Source organism: Pseudoalteromonas shioyasakiensis, assembly GCF_024518675.1.
In the GTDB taxonomy this organism is placed as follows: domain Bacteria; phylum Pseudomonadota; class Gammaproteobacteria; order Enterobacterales; family Alteromonadaceae; genus Pseudoalteromonas; species Pseudoalteromonas shioyasakiensis_B.
In genome coordinates, this window is sequence record NZ_JANIGL010000001.1 from 1,130,620 (window position 1) to 1,150,310 (window position 19,691).

Here is a 19,691-nt window from a genome sequence, read left to right on the forward strand (position 1 = left end):
TTAATTTACTCCTTGGCGAACCAATGTTGCTGCCAATGTTTTAAGCTCAGTACGATTAAGTACTTGCTTTATTTTATCAGCATAATTGGGGTCGGTTGCATAGCCTGCTTTTTGTAATGAATCTAAAAAGGCGGCAGGTTTTGCTGTATTTTCGAGGGCTTCTTGATAGCGAGGGTTCTCGTTTAAAAAATCAACGAAATCGTTCACACTATCTTTAATGGATTCGTACGCTCTAAAGCTCGCTTGCTTTTTAACGGGCATACCTTGTTCAAATTCTAACGTTACTTTGCTGGCTTTATCACCTTGCCAACTGCGGTCAGATTTAATATTAAAAAGATTATTACTGCTGCTGCCATCAGCTTTGTTAATAATATGTTTGCCCCAACCGGTTTCAAGCGCAGCTTGTGCGACCATAACCGCTGGATTCAAGCCAATCTTTTCTGCAGCCGTTTTAGCGTGTTCCCATACTGTTGTAATAAATGATTCAACGTCATCAAAGTTATTACTTTGTTTACTGGTATTTTCAGAAGCTTTAGTCGACTCAACAGTGGTCGTTTCAGTGTCTTGTATTGTGCCATTAGCGCGCTTATCACTAGTAAAGTCATCGACTGAACGTAGTACTGAGCCTGGCATAAACTCTTTACCGTCTGGTGATAATTGCTGCACAATAAGATCTGCAAGCCCTAACGAGCCATTAGATGACAGTTCGACAGACAGTTGTTGGTCGTGCATTTCTTCAAAAAACTTTACTCCGCTTGAATTAAACGGGCTGTCTTTATCTTCAAACGCTTCATTGGCTTTACGCATACTTTTTAACAGCATTTGCGTGAAAATAGATTCAAATTGTGCCGCGGCTTTTTTTAAGGCTTCTTTTGACGCGTCACTTGAGGCATCACTTTTTAAAGCACTTTGACGTAGGGAGTCTAAGTTGCCTAAATCAAAAAAGTTTTGCTTATCGAGGTGATTAGTATCCATCAGCTTTTTGACACAATAATTAATAATAAAATTAACAATGCAATAATTGAGCCAAATGAATTATAAGGGGAGGTATCAATGAGAGAAGCTAGACTCTAGTTACCTAGAGCCTAGTAAATTAGAAAACTAAATAACCACTAGTTGACCGTTAATTGCGCCCGCTTCTTTAAGCGCCTCAAGAATTGCCATTAAGTCACCAGGGGCTGCGCCGACTTCATTAATTGCACGTACTAAATCATCTAAGCTAACACCCGGGTTAAACACAAAAGCCCGTGAATCATCTTCGTTTACATCAATAATGCTTTGGTTTGTTACTACGGTTTCGCCTTCGCTAAAGGCATTAGGCTGCGATACGTTTTGCTGCTCGGCAATTGTAACCGTTAGGCCACCATGGGTGATTGCCGCGGGTTGCAGTTTGACATTTTTGCCTATCACAATAGTACCAGTACGTGAGTTGACGATAATTTTGGCCGATGTATCCGCAGGCTTAAACTCTAAGTTTTCAAGGGTTGATAAATAAGCTACCCGTTGCGAGGCATCACGCGGTGCTATCACCCGGATTGAGGCTGCATCAATTGCTTGTGCGCTGTTAGGGCCAACTAGATCATTAATTGTTTGCTCTAAACGCTTCGCGGTTGTGAAATCTGGGCGATTTAAATTAAATGTAATGTAATCACCTTGCATAAATGGGCTTTTAATTGCCCTTTCAATAATGGCACCATTGGGGATCCGTCCAACAGTTGGCGTATTTATAACCACCCGGCTTCCGTCTGCTCCTTCAGCCCCTAGACCACCTACAATCAAGCTCCCTTGAGCTATTGCATAGGTATTACCATCAACCCCTTTAAGAAAGGTTTGCAATAAGGTACCACCGCGTAAACTACCAGCACTGCCTATTGAAGATACTGTAATATCAATCATTTGCCCTGGTTTTCTAAATGGTGGAAGCTCAGCATGAACAGCCACAGCCGCTACATTCTTAATTTTTGGTTTTAAACTAGTGTCCATAGTGATACCAAAACTATTCAGCATGGCTTTAAAGCTTTGCTCGGTATAACGACTTTGTTCACCTGTACCAGGGAGACCTACCACCAAACCATAACCAACCAGTTGGTTTGAGCGAACGCCTTCAACCATTGAAACGTCTTTTATGCGTTCAGCAGCGGCACTAAAATGCCACCCAAGGAGGCAAATACCAATCAGTACTTTAAAACCATTCATATTTACTGTCCTCTAAAAAGGGAATAATGCGCTGCTAAAGAATCGCGTTAGCCAACCAGCACTTTGCGACTCTTGAATTTGACCTTTACCTGAATATTGAATTCGAGCATTAGCAACTCGATTCGATGTTACGGTGTTGTCTGCGGTGACATCTTGAGGACGAACTAAGCCTTCAAGGCGAATAAATTCTTCACCGGTATTAAGTGTTAACCATTTCTCTCCACGGATCACTAAATTACCATTAGGTAAAACCCGCATTACATTAACAGAGATATCACCAAATAAACTATTCGATTGATTTGATTTAGAGTCCCCTGTGAAAGATGAATCTGTACCAATTCCAAATTGAATACTGTCGCCACCAATGTTTACAGGTAATCCACCTAACCCGATCACTGGATCAAGGTTGGCGTTACTTTCTTTATCAGTTTCCGTTTTAGCTGCTTTTGACGCTTGAGTCGATTCTTGCAGCTTAACAGTAATAATGTCGCCAGTTCGCAATGCTTTTTTATCTGAATATAAGTCGTTCGCTGAGTAACTATTGAATAATGAACCCGTTGGCACAACTTGCTCAGTCACGGGCTCCGGGTACATCGGCGCATAATATGGGTCATCCTGCACCACATGGGTATTTTGAGTAGTTACACAACCACTTAATATACATGCCCCACTAAAGACGATTATAAAATTACGCATAATGCTGCCCTTACAGATTAAAGTTGCTGATTGATATAACTAAGCATTTCATCAACGGCCGAAATAACTTTTGAGTTCATTTCATAAATACGTTGAGTTTCAATTAAGTTCACAAGCTCTTCGGTGACATTTACATTAGAGGTTTCAAGTGAGCCTTGTACAATAGAGCCTAAACCATCAATACCTGGGTTTCCCTGTACCGGCGCGCCACTAACTGCAGTTTCGGTATAAAGGTTTTGCCCAATCGGCTCAAGACCCGATGGATTAATAAAATCACTAATGGTTAACTGCCCGATCACCACGTTATCGGCTTCACCAGCAATACGTACCGACACTTCACCATCTTGTGAAACCGTAATTGATTGTGCATCATCAGGTACATTCATTTCTGGTTGAATAGGAAAGCCAGCACCCGCTGTGACAATTCTACCGTCTTCATCTGTAGTGAACTGACCGTTACGCGAGTAAGCAATATTGCCATCAGGCTGCAAGACTTCAAAAAAACCTGAACCCGAAATCATCCAGTCCAATGAATTTTCAGTGGTAAGCATGTTACCTTGAGAAAAATTCTTTTGGTTAGCAACCACTTTTGCACCCGCACCAAGCATTAAACCTGATGGCATTTCAGTGTCTTGTGAAGAACGACCACCAGGTTGGTTGATATTTTGATAGAGCAAATCTTCAAATACAGCGCGGCTTTTTTTATACCCAACGGTACTGGCATTGGCTAAGTTATTTGAGATCACCGATATATCGGTTTGTTGGGCATCTAAGCCTGTTTTACTGATCCATAATGCAGGATTCATATTAATGTCCTCTCAATTAGGTTAAACAATGCGCAGCAACTGAGTATGACGTTCGTCAATTTCTTCTGCTGTTTTCATTAACTTAACTTGTAATTCAAATTGGCGTTGGTGGCTTATCATATCCACCATTTCATGAACAGGATTCACGTTTGACATTTCAAGCGTGCCGCTCATAACTTTTACGTTTTGCGAGATATCACAAAAATCACACAAACCATCAATCAGTTTATCGGCTTTAGGACGAAACAAGCCGTCGTTGCCTTTTTCAAGTTGGGTGTTATCAGCTTCAATAACTTTGAGCCTATCAACGACCTCTAAAAAATTTGCCGGTGCCCCTTGAGGACGCACTTGAATTGAGCCATCTTCACTAAACTCCACTTTTTCAATCGGTAGAGGTAAAATAATAGGACCGCCAGCGCCAACAACTTGACGGCCATGGCTGGTGATTAATGCGCCATCAGGGGTGATATTCAATGTACCCGTTTTTGTATAAGCTTCATTACCTTGAGCATCTTGAACGGTTAACCAGCCTCTATCGCTCATAGCGACATCTAAATCACGGCCCGTTTCAACAATGCCCCCAGAAGTCATATTTGAACCAGGGCGTTCTTGCATGGAAAAGACGCGTGTCGGTAAGCCTTCACCAAACGCTTGCATAGATCTTGCCTGTGCAAAGTCAGCTTTAAAGCCTGTGGTGTTCGCATTTGCTAAGTTATTTGCTTTGAGCGCAAGGCCCCGCATACTCTGCTTAGCCCCGGACGCAGCAATGTAAACCATCTTATCCATAACATCGACTCACGTTAAAAAATCTATATTAGAGATAAATGCAAAATAAGTGCCACAATAATTTGACAGTAAAAATACACTGATAAGTAGTAAAAAAGGCTGCCTTAATTGGCAGCCTTGGTGTCGGATTATAATGAGATTCGCTATTAACGAATTTGCAGGATACTTTGCTGAATTGTTGAGTTCACCTCAAGTGCACGCGAGTTAGCTTGGAAGTTACGTTGTGCGCTAATCAAATCAACTAGCTCATTAGTCAAATTAACATTTGATTGCTCAAGCGCAGATGAATTAATAGAGCCTAAAGTACCTGAGCCTGGCTCACCGGCAATTGGCTCACCTGATGTTAAACTCTTTTTCCAAGACGTATCACCTACCTGTTGTAATCCTTGAGAGTTTGAGAAACGAACCATGGCAACTTGGCCTAAGAATGATGTATCACCGTTACTATAAGAAGCAACAATCTTCCCATCCGTGCCAATATCAACACCAGCCAAACGACCTACTGTGGCCCCATCTTGCTCAAGGGCTTTCACTTCAAAGTTACTTGCAAATTGAGTAGGTACCTTGTTAGCTGTACCGGCCTCGTCACGCCAGTTTAATTCCACCCCAGTGTCGGGAAATGATGCGCCATTCGTTAGCATAGAAGACAAACCTGTCGTCCCAGTTGCTGGTAGTACTACTTCATCAAATGTGTTTGGTGAGGTATTTGGAACACCATCAGATTCACTTGGTAAACCACTTGAATCAAAGCCCATAGTTATAAGAGGAGAATATGGCACAGTTGTTTGTTCTTCGCCCGTAGTGGGATCAATCATTTTACCATCTAACGTTCCATAAACCTGCCAAGAGTTAGGAGTCACGCTGGGATCCTCTTTTACAAAAAAGTATTGTAAAACGTGAGGCTCACCTAAAGAGTCATAAACTGTTGTCGAAGTCGATGAGTTATATGTAGTGTTATCTGCAGGATCAAAGTCAATAGCTGAGCCTGGCGCATCTGCAGTAGAGTCTAAGTTAAATGAAGAGTATACATTTTCTGTGGCTCTAGGAGAGCCTGAGGCATCAGGAATTTGTAGTGCTGACGAGGTACTTAAACTAACTGATGTTGTATCTCCCGTCGCTTCATCAACAGGAAAGCCTTGTAAATAGTTACCACTAGCGTCCACAATAAAGTTATCTTTATCAAGCTTAAAAGCGCCTGCTCGTGTATAAGTAAAGTCTTGCGCACCTAAATCATTCGACATTGCAAAATAGCCTTCGCCGGTTATTGCAAGATCTAATGAGTTACTCGTAAATTGCAATGACCCCTGATGGAACTGCTGAGCTACCATAGTCGTTCTGACACCATCACCATTTTTAGTTTTGCCCGAGCTAAAGACTGATGATGCATATACATCGGCAAATTCTGCGCGAGACTCCTTAAAACCCGTGGTATTTACGTTAGCAATATTATTTGCTGTTACGTCTAAATCTTTTTGTGCGGCTGCAAGGCCTGTTAATGCAATATTGAAGCTCATAATTCACCTCTAATCTTTGAATTTTAGCCGAAGGCTAACTTAAATTTAAAATTGTTTACGCGATTTCTGCTATATCAGTTAGCCTAACCGCACCTTCTTTAGTATTAATAATTATTCCACTAGAGCCATTTACATTGACACTTTCAATATTCTTAAAGGTTGCAATAGGCAAGCTAGTAAATTCACCGCCTATTTGGCCTTCAGCTTTAACACTGTATTCCCCTTCAGGTAAATCATCACCGTCAGAATTTTTACCATCCCATTCAAAGCGGATTGCACCGGCTGATTGGGCTCCAAAATCGATTGAACGTACTAGCTGTCCTGATGAATCCTCAATACGTAAGGTCAAATTTTCAACGGCTTCTTGAGCTACGATAGTCCCTTTTGCATCACTGCCTGCATTCAAATCTAATGTATCTGATTCGAGTAAGGCTTGTTTACCTACTAAGGTTGACGCTTGTAATGCAGAGTTTGAAGTCATTGATGAAGCAAGTGACTCAAAGTTACTATTGAGGTTTGAAATACCTTCCGCCATAGTAAAACTGGTCATTTGTGCAATCATCTGATCATTATCAGCAGGATTGCTAGGGTCTTGAAACGACAGCTGCTGCGTTAACAACGAGAAAAAGTCTTCTTGTGTTAACTGATCACTTTTTTCCTCTGTCGATACTTGATTCTCTTGCCACTTAAGCGAATCTAAATAAGTCGACGATGTTGTAGTTATATCGTTACTCATAACTTTTCCTCAATTACCGCTGCCCAAGCAACAGTGTTTTACTTAGCATTTGCTTCGCTGCATCAGCAACTTGCACATTTGTTTGATAAGAGCGTGAGGCAGAAATCATATTAGCCATTTCTTCTACAACATTAACGTTAGGTTTGTAGATATACCCATTTTCATCCGCACTGGGGTGATTAGGGTTATATTCTATTTGCAGTGGCTTATCGCTCTCTACAATACCTAGTACTTTAACGCCAACAGATGAACCCTGTTGATTACTTTGCGACGCTGATGCCTTTGTCAGCTCAGCAGCAAAAACAGGGTGGCGCGCTCGATAGGTTTGATCCTGGCTTGAGCTAATAGTATTAGCATTAGATATGTTACTGGCCGTGGTATTTAAACGCACATTTTGCGCACTCATACCGGTACCTGAAATATCAAAAACGTTATATAAACTCATGTTTAGGCTCCTTGACTACCGAGGGCTTTTTTAAGGCCTTTAATTTTACTACTCATAAATTGCAGGCTTGCCTGATACTCTAATGAGTTCTGTGTATACAAGTTTCGTTCCACCTGTATATCAACTGAGTTACCATCACCTGTATCTGCTTGATTTGGCGAGCGAAACATTTCACTGCTACCAACATAACGGCTGCCACCAGAAATGTGTTTAGCATCGGTTGTTACCATGTTATTGCCGCCTTGTTGGTGGCTTTTTGCCGCTTTTAAAGCAGAGGCAAAATCAACATCTTTCGCTTTATAGCCTGGCGTATCAGCATTGGCAATATTGGTTGCTAATAATTCGGCTCGCTGAGAACGGATCAACATTGCATGAGGATGAACCCCAAACGCTTTATCAAAACTGATAGCCATAACCATCTCCAAAAAATTGACTTAAGACAATCAATGCAAAAGATGAGCCACTTTATAAAGTGATAGATAAGAAGAGTAAGCTACTAAATATAAAAGAAAAACGATGCTAAGCAGCACCGTTTTGATGTAAGGAGTAAGAATAATTAATTGAGGAAACTATTTTTTTTGATAAATAATACCAGGGTTACAGCGTACCATATCAAACTCGGTACTCAGTCCTGACATCGACTCGGATGCCCCTAAAAATAAATACCCTTTCGGGTTAAGTGCCTGCGCAAATTGCGCAATGATTTTGGCTTTTACTTCAGGTGAAAAATAAATCAGTACATTGCGGCAAAAAATAATATCGAACTTTCCCATTAATGCATACGAATCTAGTAAGTTCAAATGCCTAAAACTGGTTAGCTTTTTAATCGGGTCAATGACTTGTGCCATTCCGTTGCCGCTATCTTTAAAAAACTTCTTCCGTCGCTCCGCCGATAACCCCCGCGCTAAAGCTAGGGAGTCATATTCTGCATGTTTACACATGTCCAACATTGTATTTGAAATGTCAGTACCAACAATTTGCGCTCCCATCTTCAACACTCCGGGAGATTTTGCCTGAAATTCGGCCACCGACATAGCAATTGAATAAGGTTCTTGACCAGAAGAGCTGGCTGCAGACCATATTTTAAGAGGCCTGCGCAAGTCTTTGTGCTCAGGAAATAACTTACTTTGCAATAAGTCAAAAGGGTATTGATCTCTAAACCATAAGGTTTCATTGGTAGTCATAGCGTCAACCACCGCGGCCCGTAGTTGCCTTTCGTGAGGGCTAAGCGTTTTACTGACTAACTCAGACAACGATTCAACATTGAAACGAGCCATCAAAGGTGCAAGCCTGCTTTTAACTAAGTAAAGCTTGTTATCACCTAAAACAATACCGCACTGCTGCTCTAAAAATGTACGGAACTGATCGTACTCGCCTTGCTGTAAATGTTTATTTTCCAACGTAACACCACCTATCAAAATTAGTCACAATGAACCCATTTTTTTACTGCTGTAGCTAATTCGTCCGGGTTGAATTTTGCGATAAAATCATCGGCGCCAACTTTTTCAATCATGGCCTGATTAAAAACGCCACTTAAAGAAGTGTGTAAAATAACATGCAAAGGAGCTAGTTTAGGATCCGCTTTTATTTCTGCGGTTAAAGTGTAACCATCCATTTCAGGCATCTCAACATCTGAAATTAACAAACCAACCCGTTCTGTAATATCATTTTTGCAATCAAGCTCTGCTATTTCTCGAAGGCGGATCAACGCCTCTTTACCATTTTTTGCCAATTCAGTTTGCACACCTAAAGGTTCAAGTGCACGTTTAACTTGATTACGAGCAACCGCTGAATCGTCGGCAATAAATACAATGCGTTCGCCTAAGTCTTTTTGGATTTCACCATCACTAGCAATTTCCGCACTTACCTCTGTATTGACTGGGCAAATTTCATTTAAAATCTTTTCTACATCGAGGATTTCGACTAATTCATTTTCAATTTCAGTGACGGCGGTTAAATATGAGTAACGACCCGCCCCTGATGGAGGGGGCATAATTTTTTCCCAATTCATATTTACAATGCGTTCGACACCACCCACTAAAAAACCCTGAACTGAGCGATTATATTCTGCAATTATAATAAAACTGTCTTGAATATTTTCGATAGCAGGACCACCAACGGCCATTGATAAATCAATTACCGAAATAGTTTGCCCACGTATATGAGCAACACCCCGTATATACGCGTTTGATTTTGGCATATTCGTTAAAGGAGGACATTGCAGTACTTCTCTCACTTTAAACACATTAATACCAAAGCGCTGCCGCCCTCTTAGTTTGAATAATAATAATTCAAGGCGGTTTTGCCCAACCAACTGAGTACGTTGGTTAACTGAGTCTAAAATGCCTGCCATTTCAATCTCCTAAGAAAGCTAAAAAACGGAACAATTATTGCTTTCTTTTTTTAAATCTACATTACATCGTGGGAGCGTCTAATAATTGACGCTAAATATATATACCCTGTTTTCAACCATAAGCATAGTCGAAACATTATGAGTTTGTTAAAAAAAAGCCGAAGATACAGTGTTTTTTATTTTCTTGCTAGCCTATGCCTAGTTTCACCGGTATATGGGCAAATATACAGCAAAGAAAAGTTACAAACACTCGCGGTCTCATACATAAGAGATCAATTACAACCAATTAATAATGAGCAAACGCAAATTAATGCACTTGCGTTAGACAGCAGAATACCCGATCGCAGTTGTACAAGCTCGCCGTCATTAAGCGTGTCAACAGCGCCTCCTTTTAACCGGCAAGTCACGGTACAAATTAACTGTGAAGATATTCAAGGGTGGAGTCAATACGTACATGTTCGTATAACTGAGCTTGAGCCTATTGTGGTTGCTACCGAACACCTTGCCAGAGGCGCAGTAATAGAGGCACATCACCTTAGTGTTGAAATGAGGCCAAAACACTTTGTTCGAGTACAACATTTACAAGATGAATCAGTTTTAATTGGTAGTCGCAGTAAACGTAATATTCGAAGTGGTCTACCTGTTGTTTTAAGCCAAATTTGCATGGTGTGCAAAGGTGATAATGTCACTATATTTGCTACAATTAGGGGGTTGAGAATAAAAACTTCCGGTTTAGCCCTTGAGGATGGTACATTAGGTGAGCAGGTAAGGGTAAAAAATGCAAAATCAGGGAAAGTTTTAAATGCCCGTGTAGACGGTGTTGAGTCTGTGCAGGTAAATATTTAAATTTTCAAATTTGTGCTAAAGTATCTATCATGCATGCCGATAAATAGGCATATGTTGGATTATGTATAGGTTAAAATCATGGTAAGCCAAGTAAATAAGGGTCAACAACAGCCTAATGTGTTGGCCAATGCTAAGCAACAAAAAGTTGATTTGCAAAACAATAAGGCACAGTCGGCACAAACTACTGCACCAAAAGCAGCGGCCGATTCGGTCAGTTTAACGCCGCAAGCACAACAGCTAAAGTCATTACAAGAGAAGGCTCAACAGTCTTCAGGTTTTGATAGCAATAAAGTTGCTGAGCTTAAAAAAGCAATCAGCGAAGGTAAATATCAAATCGACGCTGAAAAATTAGCTAAGAATATAGCTGCTTTTGAGTTTGACGTTTATGGCTGATCATAATAGTTTGATTGCGTCAAAACTCACTATGCAGTTAAATTGTTTAACTTCACTGGTTGACGTTTTAGATGATGAACTTACAGCGATAGCATCACGTCGAGGTGAAGGGCTTAAAGATATTGCAAAGCAGAAGCTGTCTTTTCTTAGCAAGATCCAAACCCTTGATAAAGAACTGAACACTTTACTTGCAAGTAATGATTCTAAATCGGAAGAAGTGTCTGATTTAATTTCTGCTGTTCGTAAGCATTTAGAAACGTGTAAAAAGAAAAACGAAGTTAACGCACACGCAGCACACCAAGCGCAATTAAGTGTTAAACAACTCAAAGATATTCTAATTGGTGCACCTACCTCTGTGACCTACGACCAAGGCGGTAGTGTTGTTCAAGGTAATAGTAAAATTGTTCATAATTTGAAAGCGTAGCAAGTTTCTCAAATCAAAATTTTTAGCAACTTGTCTTGCCAAATTTCATTACCTATCAATAAGCTTACGTTGCATCCCTACACTCAAGTAATTAACCAAAACTTAAACTCTTACTTATTTTCTGCTAATTCTAAAACCATAAAGATTTGTCACAAGAAAAAGTAACCTATAGAGAAAAGCGCGAAACCGAGTTCGCGCTTCCAAACTTCCATTGGCTAACTCACTTACATATCAATCTGGTTATTACCGCTTTCAATTAACTTCTTAATCATTTCCTCAGATTGACTTTGCGCATCCGAGACTGGTTCTGCATCCGATAACTGCTTTTCACTAAACGCAAGACTTTGTTGTTCACTGTCAACATCTAGGGCAAGTACATTCTCCTTGTTAGCATCACTAAGTACATCTTGGATAGATAATTCAGCGGGTAACATTTGATTGCCAACGGATTCATTCGAAAGCACCCTACTTAAGTCGACACTTTCATCAAGGTATTGATATGTTGATGGCGGCTCAGTCCCCTCTCCTTGTAAATTAAAGTTACTCAAACTTGCAGTAACATCTTCTCCAATTAACTCATTAGAAGAGTCTGGGCTCACACTGTTCGACTCAGAAGCAGCTTTAACTACTGTCATATTATCAGAGTTATCAATTACCACATAATACCCATCTTCAATCGTTACAAAATAATATGGGCCGCTAAGTAAACTTGTCAGTCCATTTAATTCTATTTCCCATGTACCATCTGCCTCTACCTGTCCTTCAATGACAGATTCGTCGACTAAATTTAAATTAAGAATATCTACTGCACTTTTAATTACAAAAATTGTGCTACCAGGTTCCCCTACTCCAGAGGCATAATCTCCAAAAAGGTTTAGCAGAACTCCTCCTGGATCTAAAACTGAGAAATCGAAGAAGTTCTCTGGATTTGGATGGTTACCTATAACAGTAGTCACTGCAGTATTACCGCTACTATCGGTGATAGAAGCTGAATAATTAAATTCACCATACAAAGGGTTTATGCCATCACCAAACATAAGTGGATCACTCCAATTACCATTTTCATCTGTTTTAATATTCAGTGAGTGAGATTGTCCGGAGATCAAAATCTCAAGCGTCACGTCTGTATATGGCTCACTAGAAGTTCCATTGATTATAAGAGTGTCACCAAAGATGGGCTCAGACAAATCAGTTGTAATACTAATCGTTGGCAGTAAATCGATCACGCTGGTTAAACTATCAGTAATAGTATTCCCTGCAGGATCTAACGCACTTGCTGAAACACTAAAGCTTCCTTCAATTAATGGATTCATATCGGCTTCATTAACTTGCCACTGGCCACTTGCATCAACGACAGAGGTTAATGTTTGCTCGTCAACTCCTTGAGAAATCACAATAGAAATTACAGTTCCCTGCGCAAGTGTCGTGCTGCCTTTTATAAGAGGTTTATCTTCGGACGTATCTGTTATAGTGTCTATTGTTATTGTATCTGTAATACTTGCATTAACTACCCCCGTTACCTCAACGAAGCCAATATTTCCGGCTGTATCTTCAGCAGTTACAGCAACGCTAAACTCTCCATTTGCAAGTAGGTCTGTTACTTCTACTTGCCATAAACCACCAGCCGCGACTGTCGCTGAGTAATTATAATTAGCACCATTATCATCCGTCACTGATACACTGACCTCACTTCCCACAGGCTCAGATGATGTGCCACTAATAACTGGGGTACTGTCAGCGATAACTCCTAAATCATTAACCGTTAAACTTGGGGCAGTAATATCAATTGTGCCACTGAACGTCGCAGTATTTACTAAACCAGAATCCTCTTCGACCGTCGCAGTAACGCTATAACTGCCCTCAACTAGCACAGGCGCTGTTGCTGTAAAAGCACCACCGCTTTGCACTTGAACTGTTTGCGCATAGGTAACACCATTATCATCGGTAAAAACAATAGCTATATCTGAACCTACAGAAACATCTGTCGTGCCTGTAATTGTCGGTGTATCATCTGATGTTAGAACATCACCTACAACACTTATCACTGGCAGTGTATTATCATTCCAATTAAGTCTGGCTGTAGTTTCGTTCCCGTATTCATCCGTTGCTGTTGCATTCACTCCTGCTAAATTGAGTAATCCAATACTTAAACCAACTAAACTCCAATTACCATTGTCATCTGTAACAGCCGTTCCTAGCAAGTTAACAACACCACCAAGCACTTCTTGTGTTACTTCAACTTCACTTCCTGCTGGTAAATCTGATGTCCCACTTACTCCAAGTGCTATTCCAAGCACGCTTAATAGTGGGTTAATTGCTAATGCAGGTCCAGTGTAATCAGTTATCCCTGTAGCCGTATCTGTACCGATGTTATCAGCACCGTCACGTGCTGAAGCAAGCACTGTGAACTCGCCTTCAGGTAACGCTGTGGTCGCTTGAACTTGCCAATTGCCACTTGTATCTACCTGTGTAATTACACTTTGGCTAATACCATTTATATCTGTAAATGTGACAGTAATATCACTACCCGCAGTCAGATCTGACGTTCCCGATATAACCGGTAAAGCTTCATTATCTGTCACGATTGGGGTGATATTAATTATAGGGGCAACTAAATCGATTACCGCACTGATCGTTGTACTAATCGTATTTCCTACAGGATCGGTTGCTGAAGCTTGTACAGTAAAATTACCATCAACTAATTCACTCATAGTACTTTCATCAACAAGCCAATTTCCACTAGCATCAACCGTTGCTGAAGTGACTTGTGTACTACTATCTTGAGTAATAGCAATATTAATTACAGTGCCTTGCTCTAGAGTAGTTGAACCACCGATAGTTGGAGTAACATCATTTAATGTCGGTATTGCATTAATAGCAATTGTATCAAGCACCGAATTTACTGTTCCGCTCATTTCGGCAGAGCCTGTATTACCTGCTCCATCAGTAGCACTCACAAAGATATCAAAATCACCATTTGGCAATGGGTTAGTCAATTCTAATTGCCACGTTCCTCCATCACTCACAGTTGCGACATAATCAGTTTCTTGACCACCACTATCGGTGACTTGTATATTAACAAGGCTGCCTTCTGGCTCAGAGCTTAGCCCGCTGATGGTAGGAGTGTTATCACCTATTGTGCCGATTTCATTGATCTCTAGTAGTGGACCTTGTGTATCAATTACACCAGCTGCGGTTACCTCTGTAACTAAATTAGAACTATCAATAGCTTGAACCGTTACATTAAAATCACCATCAACAAGTGTTGGAGCTGTTGCATTAAATGAACCGTCAGCTTGAACTGTAACTTGTTGCGTATAATTTACACCGTTATCATCGGTAAAAATTACCTCGACTTGCTTTCCTGGAGCAATATCTGTGCTCCCTGTCACTGTCGGTGTGTTATCTGACGTCAGTTCTGAAACTGATATTGTAAGTACTGGTGGAGTATTATCATTCCAATTTAAGGTATCACTTGCAGTATTACCAGATTCATCTGTTGCCTCAGCGTATACCCCAGCTAGATTTAATAACGACAAGCCCAGGCCGACCAAACCCCAATTACCATTACTATCTGTTATTGCTGTACCAACCAAATTCAAACCACCGTTTAACAGCTGCTGATATACTGTGACTTCACTACCTGCTGGTAAATCAGATGTACCATTGATGGCAACTGCTTGACCTAATAATGTTAGTAATGGCTGAATTTCTAAATCAGGGCCAGTGTAATCAGTAAAGCTCCCCGTACTTGCTGTAGCCTGATTTCCAGCAGTATCAACTACCGACGCGGTAACTGTGTAACTACCTTCACTGAGATCCTGTCCTGCAGGTATTTGCCATTCACCATTTGCATTAACAGTTGTTTGTACTGAATGTACAACCCCAGCGCTATCTTGAAACTCAACAGTCACTGCAGTACCTGCAGGCTCATTAGCTGTACCACTTATCAATGGCGAAGGATCATTAGTGGGACTGAGTGGGTCTATAGTAATAACTGGAGGAGTTAAATCCAATGTACCTGTAACACTAGCACTCACACTATTTCCTGCGCTATCTTCAACAGTTGCAACTACAGTGAATTCACCTTCTGGGAGTTCTTGAGGTGTGGCAACTCGCCAGCTGCCATCAGTTAACACTGTTGCATTAAAACTTAACTCTTGTTCATTGCCATAACTTAAAATTATATTTACAACATCTCCAGCTTCTAAATCGCTCTCCCCCGAAATTGTGGGCGTACTATCATTAGTTTCGCCAATTTCATTGATGCTAAAGTTTGGAAAAGTAAGATCTAATAAGCCTTCAGCTGTGTCAAAGTTGGTAATACCTGTTTCCGTGACTTCTGCTCTAACAGTAAAGCTGCCTTCAGCCATTGCTAGTGGCACATCAGCTGACCATGTCCCATCAGCTAAAACCGCTGCGTTAAAACTCTGAGTTCCTGATAAAGAATCAGTAACAAGTATCGATACAGAGACGCCAGCTGCTGCGCTTGAAGTACCAGAAATAGTTGGGGTAGAGTCATTTAATGTGCCAATATCATTAATGTTAATTAATGCGCCATCAGCAATCAAGTTACCTTGCTCGCTGGCTTGTGATGCATTTCCTGCATCATCAGCAATCAATGCTACAACATCAAAAATCCCGGCAGCAAGCTCCGTAGTAACATCAACACTCCACTCCCCATTTTCATTTACAAGTGCACTTAGAAGCTGTGTATTATTTTCTGAGTCAGTAATTTCTAATTGAACTATTTTACCGGCAGGCTCACTTGTTAAGCCCGAAATTGTTGGGGTTAAATTGTCAATGGCACCAATAGAATTAATACTTATCGTCGGAGCAAGTGTATCTATTACACCACTTCCTTGAACAGTTGTGATATTACCAAAATCATCCCCCGCACTTACCTCAATAGAGTAATTGCCTTCAGGTAAGAAAGGAGACTCAATAGAAAATATGCCACTGTTATCTACAACAGCTGCAACCTGATATGAATCACCATTACTGTCAGTAATAATGATATTTACACTCTCTCCCGCTTGTAAATCTGTATTACCGCTAATGCTAGGTGTTGCATCATTTCCTAAACCTAAAGACTCAAGGTTTATTATAGGGGCTGATGTTTTAATTGTTCCTGTTGCTGTTACCTGCCCCTGATTATCTGCAGCATCAAGAGCAGTTACAGTAACCATATAATTACCATCAGCTAACGTTGCTGATGTAACTTGCCAATTACCCTGTGCGTCCGTTTGAGCAGCCAGTGTTTGAGTTACACTATCAGCATCTACAATGACAACTGTAACCGTTTGGTTAGCTCCTAAATCACTGCCTCCACTAATTAATGGTGTATTATCATTACCATTAAGAGGACTATTTATATTAAGCTCCGGAGCGATAGAGTCAATTGTACCGACTGCAACTGCAGATACACTTTGACCTTGGCTTGAAACAAGTACTGTTACCTCAAAACTGCCTTGTTCCATGTCAGCAAGAACATCTGCATTAAATGAACCATCAGCCGCTACAGTCGTAGTGATTAGTTGTTCAAAACCTTGCGAATCAACAACCGTAATGGTGACTGCAGCACCAGCAGGTGCATTTGTTTGCCCTGTAATTACAGGTGTAACATCGTTCACTTGGCCTAATTCGTCTATACTGACTGTAAGCGTGGATACTCCTGTGTTAATTACTCCAGTTTCACTATCACTCGTAATATTTCCAGCTTCATCACTAATACTGCCTGATACTTGAAACTCCCCTTCAGCTAAATCATTCGATGCTTCTACCGACCAAGTACCATCAGCTTGCACTATCGCTGTCAGGGTTTGTAAAGCACCTGCAGCATCTGTCACAGTTAAAGTAACGCTCCCGCCAATTTCATCGCTAGTTCCGGTAATGGTTGGCAAACTGCTATCTATTTCTGATAAAGGGTCAATATCAAAGATAGGTACTTGGGTATCAATCTCACCGCCTGTTTCAATATCACTAACAGTATTACCTGCGGTATCTGTGACGCTAGCCTCAACAATAAATCTCCCTTCAGCTAAGTCAGTAGGTACATCCACTGCCCAAGTACCATCGGCTTGTACCGTAGCAGTAATATTTTGCTCTACATCAGATGCATCAGTAACAAGAACACTCACAACAGCGCCAATTTCATCACTGGTACCTGTAATAGTTGGTGTGGTGTCGTTCGTTGGGGTTAACTCATCAATAGTTAAGCTTGGTAGTTCACTACTAACTAAGCCTCCTAATTCGGTATCTGTTGCTGTATTTCCAGCCTCATCACTAATGATACCAGTGACTTGATACTCACCTTCAGCTAATGCATTGATCACATCAACTGACCACCTTCCATCAGCAAGCACTGTCGCACTCAGTGTTTGCTCAACACCAGTGCTATCCGTTACTGTTAAGTTTACAGTTGCACCAATTTCATCACTACTACCTGTAATAGTTGGTGTTGTGTCATTGGTTGCTGGTAGTGGGTCAATATCAAGTGTAGGGGCCTGGGTATCAATAACACCGCCTGTTTCAGTGTCATTGGCAATGTTTCCTGCGCTATCAGTTACACTCGCTTCAACGGTAAAACCACCTTCAGCCAAAGCATTGGGCACTTCCTCGGACCAGGTGCCATCGGCAAGCACTGTTGTGGATAATGTTTGTACTACACCAGTGCTATCCGTTACGGTTAAAGTAACCGTAGCACCAATTTCATCACTGGTACCGGTAATAGTTGGCGTGGTGTCGTTTGAATTGAAAAGAGGCTCTATCAAAATTGTAGGCTGCGTGGTATCAATAAGGCCCGTGGCATTGGCTGCCGCTTGGTTACCAAAGCTATCTGCCAGTGTGGCACTGACAGTAAATTCACCTTCTACTAATGACTGTGTTACAGCTATTTGCCAATCTCCACTTGCATCTACTTGAGTCACTAAAGTTTCTGTTTGGCCATCAAACCCAGTAATTATAATTGTTACAGTGTCGCCAGCTTGAGCATTTAGAGTGCTTCCCGAAATAGTAGGAGTTGTGTCATTGGTTTCCCCGATATCTGCAATGTTAATTGTCAGTGTACTGAGATCAATGTTTCCAGTTATGGTATCTGTACCCTCATTACCTGCGGCATCAACCACAGATGCAGTCACTGTAAATTCACCTTGTGCAATATTTTGGGGTACTTCAATAGCAAAGCTACCATCAGCAAGTAAAATAGCGGTAAAAATTTGCTCATTCCCAGATGCATCTATGAGTTGGATACTCACACTCGCCCCCGCATCGACACCCGTTACTGTTCCTGAAATAATAGGTGTTTCATCTGAGTTATCTGATAATTCAGTTAGATTGATATTCGGCGCGGTTAAATCTATATTGGCAGTAGCTGAATCTTGCGCTGAGTTACCAGCTAGGTCCGTTACAGTTGCTGTAACCGTGTACTCTCCCTCAGCCAATGCCTGTGGTGTCACAGACCATGTACCATCGGCTTGTGTCGTTACTATAAATACCTGCTCAACACCTGCATTATCTATAATAGTTACAGAAACGCTCGTCCCAGTATCCACTCCCTGAGTTGTGCCCGAAATAACCGGTGATTGTTGATTTGAATCGGTTAATTCAGCAATACTAATAGAAGGTGCGATGGTATCTACTTCAACTGTTATTGTTTCTGTGATTGGGTTTCCATCAGTGTCTGTTGTTGTTACCTCAACGACTACCGGACCATCACTAAAAGGCTCATCGACTGAGATACTAAATGTGCCATCGGCTTCAATAACGACGGTTTGTGTCTGCGTTTCTCCCGTGGAGTCAGTTGTTGAAAGCGTAACGATTTGCCCTGCCAAGTTTTCACTGGTACCGCTAATCAACGGCTGTGCATTATTTATTAAACCTAACTCATTAATTGCTAAGGATGCTAGAGAGTCGGTTTCAGGCAGTACACCATCAGTGGTGTCTCTTAAACTAAAAATACCATCATTGAAACTTTCATAATTATCATCAAACGATAATGTTGTATCACTCAAATCCTCGGCAATCCGGGTGAGAGTAACAAAAGACGTTCCCCCACCAGAACCTGTTGAGGCATTTCCACCTGCGGCAGTTGCATCTAATGCATCTAGGATATCTCCATCACCTTCTAAAGCCTGTAAAAAGTCAGTAACGTCTGGGTTCTGCTCATCAATTTGTGGTGGTGTTTCAGCTGCATTTAAACTAGCAATGACGTCATCAATTGATTCATCAAATAAAGTTGTTTCAGAGTTATCTCGGGCTGCTTGTGCCAATAAATCTGGTGTGATTTGGATTCTTTGATTCGCGGGGATTGAGAGTGATAACCCTTTGACATCTAATATTAACGAGGAGCTTGTCGCTGTAATAACGGTATCACCCACTGTGACTGTATCACCGAGGGTTAGTGTACGAAATGAACCATCATCTAAAGCTATTTGCACTGCCCCTTGAATATCAATGACTAATAATTGATTTGCATCCATGATTCCACCTACCTAG

General features: G+C 41.1%; 15 protein-coding genes. 3 read left to right on the plus strand and 12 right to left on the minus strand.

From position 1 onward, the window contains the following. From flgJ to NQT69_RS05015, 11 genes are all read right to left on the minus strand, one after another. Entirely contained in the window at positions 1-975 is a 975-nt protein-coding gene (flgJ, locus tag NQT69_RS04965) for a flagellar assembly peptidoglycan hydrolase FlgJ (RefSeq protein ID WP_256826569.1), read from the minus strand. Between the two features lie 126 nt (positions 976-1,101). Continuing rightward, complete coding sequence (locus tag NQT69_RS04970; RefSeq protein WP_256826570.1) at positions 1,102-2,196, minus strand: flagellar basal body P-ring protein FlgI; 1,095 nt, start codon at positions 2,194-2,196, stop codon at positions 1,102-1,104. 12 nt (positions 2,197-2,208) lie between these two features. Continuing rightward, entirely contained in the window at positions 2,209-2,892 is a 684-nt protein-coding gene (gene flgH, locus NQT69_RS04975) for a flagellar basal body L-ring protein FlgH (RefSeq protein WP_256826571.1), read from the minus strand. Between the two features lie 17 nt (positions 2,893-2,909). Then, complete coding sequence (gene flgG, locus NQT69_RS04980) at positions 2,910-3,698, minus strand: flagellar basal-body rod protein FlgG (RefSeq protein ID WP_256826572.1); 789 nt, start codon at positions 3,696-3,698, stop codon at positions 2,910-2,912. Positions 3,699-3,719: 21 nt separating this feature from the next. Next, positions 3,720-4,484 (minus strand): flagellar basal body rod protein FlgF, encoded by a 765-nt coding sequence (locus NQT69_RS04985; RefSeq protein WP_256826573.1) that lies wholly within the window; start codon positions 4,482-4,484, stop codon positions 3,720-3,722. 146 nt (positions 4,485-4,630) lie between these two features. Beyond that, the gene (flgE, locus tag NQT69_RS04990; protein ID WP_256826574.1) at positions 4,631-5,998 is read right to left on the minus strand and encodes a flagellar hook protein FlgE; all 1,368 of its coding nucleotides are present in this window, start codon (positions 5,996-5,998) and stop codon (positions 4,631-4,633) included. 55 nt (positions 5,999-6,053) lie between these two features. Further along, positions 6,054-6,734: a flagellar hook assembly protein FlgD gene (locus NQT69_RS04995; protein WP_256826575.1), complete on the minus strand. Its 681-nt coding sequence runs from the start codon at positions 6,732-6,734 to the stop codon at positions 6,054-6,056. A 13-nt stretch (positions 6,735-6,747) separates the two neighbouring features. Further along, a complete protein-coding gene (gene flgC, locus NQT69_RS05000) occupies positions 6,748-7,179 on the minus strand; it encodes a flagellar basal body rod protein FlgC (RefSeq protein WP_087530923.1) in 432 nt (143 codons plus the stop codon). A gap of 2 nt (positions 7,180-7,181) precedes the next feature. Next, complete coding sequence (gene flgB / locus NQT69_RS05005; RefSeq protein WP_256826576.1) at positions 7,182-7,592, minus strand: flagellar basal body rod protein FlgB; 411 nt, start codon at positions 7,590-7,592, stop codon at positions 7,182-7,184. Between the two features lie 156 nt (positions 7,593-7,748). Then, the gene (locus NQT69_RS05010) at positions 7,749-8,579 is read right to left on the minus strand and encodes a CheR family methyltransferase (protein WP_256826577.1); all 831 of its coding nucleotides are present in this window, start codon (positions 8,577-8,579) and stop codon (positions 7,749-7,751) included. Between the two features lie 20 nt (positions 8,580-8,599). After that, positions 8,600-9,532 (minus strand): chemotaxis protein, encoded by a 933-nt coding sequence (locus tag NQT69_RS05015; protein ID WP_087530926.1) that lies wholly within the window; start codon positions 9,530-9,532, stop codon positions 8,600-8,602. A 138-nt stretch (positions 9,533-9,670) separates the two neighbouring features. Here NQT69_RS05015 and flgA point away from each other — a divergent pair, with 138 nt between their 5' ends. The 3 genes from flgA to flgN all read left to right on the plus strand — a co-directional run bounded on the left by flgA (position 9,671) and on the right by flgN (position 11,195). Next, positions 9,671-10,378: a flagellar basal body P-ring formation chaperone FlgA gene (gene flgA / locus NQT69_RS05020; RefSeq protein ID WP_256826578.1), complete on the plus strand. Its 708-nt coding sequence runs from the start codon at positions 9,671-9,673 to the stop codon at positions 10,376-10,378. A gap of 78 nt (positions 10,379-10,456) precedes the next feature. After that, positions 10,457-10,771, plus strand: coding sequence for a flagellar biosynthesis anti-sigma factor FlgM (gene flgM / locus NQT69_RS05025; RefSeq protein ID WP_256826579.1), 315 nt, complete (start codon positions 10,457-10,459; stop codon positions 10,769-10,771). Next, positions 10,764-11,195, plus strand: a complete 432-nt coding sequence (flgN, locus tag NQT69_RS05030; protein WP_256826580.1) for a flagellar protein FlgN — start codon at positions 10,764-10,766, stop codon at positions 11,193-11,195. Before flgM ends, flgN begins: the two co-directional genes overlap by 8 nt. Positions 11,196-11,419: 224 nt before the next feature. Here the strand turns inward: flgN and NQT69_RS05035 are convergent, their stop codons facing one another. Next, entirely contained in the window at positions 11,420-19,675 is an 8,256-nt protein-coding gene (locus tag NQT69_RS05035; RefSeq protein WP_256826581.1) for a retention module-containing protein, read from the minus strand. Between the last annotated feature and the right edge of the window lie 16 nt (positions 19,676-19,691).